At 63.1% G+C, this 233-nt stretch carries 1 protein-coding gene; it reads left to right on the top strand.

The features are described from left to right. The coding region (locus H2O73_RS24355; RefSeq protein WP_182110844.1) for a hypothetical protein at positions 1–233 on the top strand (233 nt) is incomplete at both ends.

Raw genomic sequence — 233 nt, 5'->3', positions numbered from 1 at the left:
ATGCGGCAAACGATGCCCTGTCGATCCCGACAACCGTCATCAACGCGCTCAAGGCGCTGCCTTTCGGTATCGGAAGCGCAGTGTCCGCCTTTCAGACCGCATCGACAGGGTTGAAGACGACGATCACAACCACGCGCCAGACGATGGATAGGATCGACGACCGGCTGGAGCCGGTGCGCGACGCGGTGGAGGACGGAAGCGAGGCGGTATCGGTGGCCGTGACAACCGTGACC

Origin of the sequence: Vibrio marinisediminis (assembly GCF_014050145.1) — a bacterium.
In the GTDB taxonomy this organism is placed as follows: domain Bacteria; phylum Pseudomonadota; class Gammaproteobacteria; order Enterobacterales; family Vibrionaceae; genus Vibrio; species Vibrio marinisediminis.
The sequence above is the reverse complement of the archived record's forward strand: the minus strand, read 5'-3'. Positions and strand labels throughout refer to the sequence as shown.